Annotated in this window: 4 protein-coding genes and 1 pseudogene; 3 read left to right on the top strand and 2 right to left on the bottom strand. The window is 74.7% G+C overall.

What is annotated here, in order from left to right; translation table 11 throughout:
- Together VR44_RS15735 and VR44_RS15730 are read left to right on the top strand one after the other, a co-directional pair.
- Positions 1–1061: acyl-CoA dehydrogenase family protein (locus VR44_RS15735; RefSeq protein WP_045948116.1), on the top strand; the 1061-nt coding region annotated here is incomplete at its 5' end.
- Positions 1058–2134: a Zn-dependent alcohol dehydrogenase gene (locus VR44_RS15730; RefSeq protein ID WP_045948115.1), complete on the top strand. Its 1077-nt coding sequence runs from the start codon at positions 1058–1060 to the stop codon at positions 2132–2134. The genes VR44_RS15735 and VR44_RS15730, both read left to right, overlap by 4 nt.
- Before the next feature lie 98 nt (positions 2135–2232).
- Here VR44_RS15730 and VR44_RS15725 read toward each other — a convergent pair.
- A pseudogene (locus VR44_RS15725) lies at positions 2233–2866 on the bottom strand (flavin reductase family protein).
- 240 nt (positions 2867–3106) lie between these two features.
- Between VR44_RS15725 and VR44_RS15720 the strand changes: the two are divergent.
- Positions 3107–3901, top strand: a complete 795-nt coding sequence (locus VR44_RS15720) for a VOC family protein (RefSeq protein WP_045948117.1) — start codon at positions 3107–3109, stop codon at positions 3899–3901.
- Between the two features lie 19 nt (positions 3902–3920).
- Here the strand turns inward: VR44_RS15720 and VR44_RS15715 are convergent, their stop codons facing one another.
- Entirely contained in the window at positions 3921–4733 is an 813-nt protein-coding gene (locus VR44_RS15715; protein WP_045948114.1) for an enoyl-CoA hydratase/isomerase family protein, read from the bottom strand.
- Positions 4734–4853 lie beyond the last annotated feature (120 nt).

The raw sequence follows: 4853 nt of genomic DNA, 5'->3' as shown, positions 1-4853 counted from the left end.
AGGAACGGGAACTCGGCCGCGGCGGCTGGATCGGCACCGGCTGGGACGCCCCCGCCGGCGCCTACGGGCAGCAGCGGCTCTCCCTCCCCGGACAGGTGGTGTGGGCCGAGGAGTACGCTGCCGCGCGCGCCCCCGGCCGGGTCGGCCACATCGGCGAGAACCTCCTCGCCCCCACCCTCCTCGCCTACGGCACCCCCGGGCAGCAGGCCCGTTTCCTGCCCGGCATCGCCCGCGGCGAGGAGCTGTGGTGCCAGGGCTACAGCGAACCCGACGCCGGCTCCGACCTCGCCGGCCTGCGCACCGCCGCCGTGCGCGACCCGGCGGACGGGCGGCTGCGCGTCACCGGGCAGAAGATCTGGACCTCCCTGGCCCACGAGGCCGACTGGTGCTTCGTCCTGGCGAGGACCGAGGCCGGGTCCCGGCGCCACCACGGGCTGTCCTTCCTCCTCGTACGGATGGACCAGCCGGGACGGGTGGAGGTCCGGCCGATCCGGCAGATGTCGGGGACGGCGGAGTTCAACGAGGTCTACTTCGACGGGGCCGTGGCCGAGGAGGTCGTCGGCGGCGAGGGCAACGGCTGGACGGTGGCCATGGGGCTGCTCGCCCTGGAACGCGGGGTCTCCACCCTCGTCCAGCAGATCGGGTTCGCGGCGGAGCTGGAGCGGGTGGTCAAGGCGTACGCGGCCTCGGGCGCACCCGATCCGGTGCTGCGCGAACGCCTCGTACGGCAGTGGGCCGAGCTGCGCACCATGCGGTGGAACGCCCTGCGGACCCTGGGGGAGGCCGGGGACGCCGGGGACGCGGGGGCGCCCAGCGTGGCCAAGCTGCTGTGGGGCGGCTGGCACCGGCGGCTCGGGGAGCTGGCGGTGGCCGTCCGGGGCGCGCGGGCCACGGCCGGGCCGGGGCTCTGGGCGCGGGGAGGCCCGTACGAGCTCGGGCTCGACGAGGAGCAGCGCCTGTTCCTGTTCACCCGGGCCGACACGATCTACGGCGGCTCGGACGAGATCCAGCGGAACATCATCGCCGAGCGGGTGCTCGGCCTGCCTAAGGAGCCCAGATGAGGGGCGTCGTGTTCGACGGCAAGCAGGCCCAGGTGGTCGGGGACCTGGAGATACGGGACCCGGGGCCGGGGGAGGTGCTGGTCGCGATCGGCGCGGCCGGGCTGTGCCACAGCGACCTGTCGGTGATCGACGGGACGATCCCCTTCCCGTCGCCGGTGGTGCTGGGGCACGAGGGCGCCGGGGTGGTCGAGGCGGTGGGGGCGGGTGTGACGCACGTGGCGCCGGGTGACCACGTGTCCCTGTCCACCCTCGCCAACTGCGGGGCCTGCGCGGACTGCGACCGCGGCCGGCCCACGATGTGCCGCAGGGCGATCGGGATGCCCGACCGGCCGTTCTCGCGGGGCGGGCAGCCGCTGTTCCAGTTCGCGTCGAACTCGGCCTTCGCGGAACGGACCCTGGTCAAGGCCGTGCAGGCGGTGAAGATCGCCGAGGACATCCCGATGACCTCGGCCGCGCTGATCGGCTGCGGGGTGCTCACCGGGGTGGGGGCCGTGCTGAACCGGGCGAAGGTGGGGCTCGGGGAGACCGTCGTGGTCATCGGGACGGGCGGGATCGGGCTCAACGTCATCCAGGGCGCCCGGATCGCGGGGGCGTCGGTGATCGTCGCGGTGGACGCGAACCCGGCGAAGGAGGGGGTGGCCCGGCAGTTCGGCGCGACGCACTTCGTGGACGCCTCGGCGGCCGGGGACCTCGCCGGCACCTCGGCGGCCGTCCGCGAGATCCTGCCGACCGGCGCCGACCACGCCTTCGAGTGCGTGGGCAGCGTCAAGCTGATCCGGCAGGCGATCGACCTCCTCGACCGGCACGGGCAGGCGGTACTGCTGGGGGTCCCCGGCTTCAAGGAGGAGGCGTCCTTCCTCGTCTCCTCGATGTACCTGGACAAGACGATCATGGGCTGCCGGTACGGGTCCTCACGGCCCCAGCGGGACATCGCGCTGTACGCCGAGCTGTACCGGCGGGGTGAGCTGCTGCTGGACGAGCTGGTGACGGAGGTCTACCCGGTGGAGGACTTCGCGAAGGCGGCGGACGACGCGCACCACGGGCGGGTGGCGCGCGGGGTCCTCACCTTCTGAGGCCGGTCCGGGGTGTGGCGGTGGCCCGGCGCGCTGGAGCGCGCCGGGCCACCGGTCTCTCCGGGTGTCCGGGTGTCCGGCTGTCCGGCTGTCCGGGGTCAGTCGGCCAGGCGGCCGAAGCGGCCCTTGTGGAAGAGGAGGGGGTCGCCCTCGCCCTCCGCGCCCATGGCCTCGACCCGGCCGACGACGATGAGGTGGTCCCCGCCGGTGTGGACGGCGTGGATCCGGCAGTCGATCCAGGCCGGTACGTCGTCGAGCTGCGGGGATCCGGTGGCCGGGGCGGGCCGGTGGGAGACCCCGGCGAACTTGTCGGCGCCGCTGACGGCGAAGGCGCGGCAGAGCTCGCCCTGGTCGGCGCCGAGGATGTTCACGCCCGAGGATGTTCACGCAGAACACCCCGGCGCGGGCGATGCGCGGCCAGGTGGTCGAGGTGCGGGCCACCATGAAGGTGACCAGGGGCGGGTCGAGGGACAGCGAGGCGAAGGACTGGCAGGCGAAGCCGGCCGGGCCCTCCTCGCCCTCGGCGGGCGGGGCGGTGATGACCGTGACCCCGCTCGCGAAGTTGCCCAGGACGGCCCGGAACTCGGCGGGGCTGACGGGCGCGCGCTCGTCCTCCCCGACGGCCCGCAGGTCGGGGCGCGGGAGGGCGTCGACGTGAGCGGAGTCGGGCTCCCGGGCCGAGGAGGTGGGGGAGCCGGCTGACCTGAGGTATCGGACGACGGTGGCCGCCATCCCTGCGTGTCCCATCACCCTTCGATTGAACCTGACGGTTCGTCAGATGAGAAGGGGTGGGAAGGGAGCGGGGAGGGCTCGGGGAGGGCGCGGGGAGGGGAGTGGGCGAGGGCCGGGCGGGGCGGCGCCGAACGGGTGAATCCGGGCGGGCGTGGCGGTCCGTACGCCGCGCGGCGGGTGGGGGGTGGGCATGGTGGCGAGCGACTGCGTGACGCCGCCCGCCCACCCGTGGAGGACCTGATGCTCGGCACCGACTTCCGTACCGGATCACCCAACTGGCTCGACCTCGGCAGCCCCGACACCGGCGCGGCCGCCGCGTTCTACCGGGAGGTCTTCGGCTGGGACTTCGTCTCCGCCGGGCCCGAGGCGGGCGGCTACGGGTTCTTCCAGCAGGGCGGCAGGACCGTGGCCGCGCTCGGACCGCTGACGGAGGAGGACGGAGACTCGGCGTGGACCGTGTACTTCCAGAGTCCCGACATCCGGGCCACCGCCGACGCCGTGATGCGCGCGGGCGGGCAGGTGCGGGTGGCCCCGATGGACGTGATGGGGGAGGGCTGGCTCGCCCAGTTCACCGACCCGCAGGGCGCGCGGTTCGCCTGCTGGCAGCCCGGGAAGACGGCGGGGCTGGAGGTGGCCTCGGCGGAGAACAGCCTGGTGTGGGTCGAGCTGCACGTACCGGACCCGGAGGCGGCCCTGCGGTTCTACGGCGGGGTGTTCGGGTGGCGGTCGGCGGAGATGGAGGCGCCGGGGATGACGTACCGGGTGCTGAGCCTCGCCGAGGGCGACCAGCAGCAGACCTCCTTCGGCGGGGTCGCGCCGCAGGGGGAGGGGGCGGGCGGGGCGTCGACGATCCCGTCGCGCTGGGTGCCGTACTTCCACGTGGCGGACGCGGACGCGGTCGTGGCGAAGGTCGAGGGGGCCGGGGGTGCGGTGCTGATGCCGGCGGCGAACGTGCCGGACGTCGGGCGGATCGCCTGGGCGGCGGACCCGGCGGGGGCGGTGTTCGCGGTACTGAGGCCGGATCCGCGGATGTAGGGGGCCCTGCCCCCGCCCTTCAGCGGCCGAGGTACTTGGGGGTGCGGCGTTCCACGAAGCTGGCGACGCCCTCGTTGGCGTCGGCGGTGGTCATGTTGAGTTCCTGGGCGGTGGCCTCGGCGGCGAGCGCCGTCGCGCGGTCGCCGTCCAGGGAGGCGTTGACCAGCTGCTTCGTGAGCGCGAGGGCGCGGGTGGGGCCCTGGGCGAGCCGCTCGGCCCACTCCCGGGCGGCCGCCTCCAGCTCGTCGGCCGGGACCACCTTGTTGACCAGGCCGAGGCGGGCGGCCTCCGCGGCGGGGACGGCGTCGCCGAAGAACATCAGCTCCTTGGCCTTCTGGGGGCCGAGGAGGCGGGGCAGCAGGTAGGCGCCGGCGCCGTCGGGGACGAGGCCGCGGCGGACGAACACCTCGATGAAGCGGGCCGGTTCGGCGGCGATGACGAGGTCGCAGGCGAGGGCGAGGTGGGCGCCGATGCCGGCGGCGGTGCCGTTGACGGCGGCGATGACGGGTTTCTCGCAGTCGAGGACCGCGGTGACGAGGCGCTGCGCGCCGAGCCGGATCATGCGGGCGACGTCGCCGGCGACGCGGTCGGTGGTGGCGGGGGCGCCGCCGCCGCTTCGGAGGTCGGCGCCGGCGCAGAAGCCCTTGCCGGTGGCGGTGAGGACGACCGCCCGGGTGGCGGGGTCGGCGGAGGCGTCGGCCAGCAGGGCGATGATGCGCTCGCGCTGGTCCCAGGTGAGGGCGTTCATGGCGTCGGGGCGGTTGAGGGTGATCCAGGAGACGCCGTTCTCGAAACGGTGGCGGATCTCGTCCGAGGGGGTGGCGGGGGTCATGGAACTCCGTTCGGGGGTCGGTGGTTGATGTCGCGTGCCGGGTGCGGCTGGGCGGGGCCGCTGCGCGGGCTGAGGTCCCCTACCCGCCCTTCCTCCGTTCCCAGGGGCTCCGCCCCTGAC

It is taken from the genome of Streptomyces katrae, from assembly GCF_000966975.1.
Lineage (GTDB): Bacteria > Actinomycetota > Actinomycetes > Streptomycetales > Streptomycetaceae > Streptomyces > Streptomyces katrae.
The sequence above is the reverse complement of the archived record's forward strand: the minus strand, read 5'-3'. Positions and strand labels throughout refer to the sequence as shown.

Coding starts and splice junctions, on each gene's coding strand:
- VR44_RS15720 (WP_045948117.1), top strand. CDS start 3,107: ATGCTCGGCACCGACTTCCGTACCGGATCACCCAACTGGCTCGACCTC.
- VR44_RS15730 (WP_045948115.1), top strand. CDS start 1,058: ATGAGGGGCGTCGTGTTCGACGGCAAGCAGGCCCAGGTGGTCGGGGAC.
- VR44_RS15715 (WP_045948114.1), bottom strand. CDS start 4,733: ATGACCCCCGCCACCCCCTCGGACGAGATCCGCCACCGTTTCGAGAAC.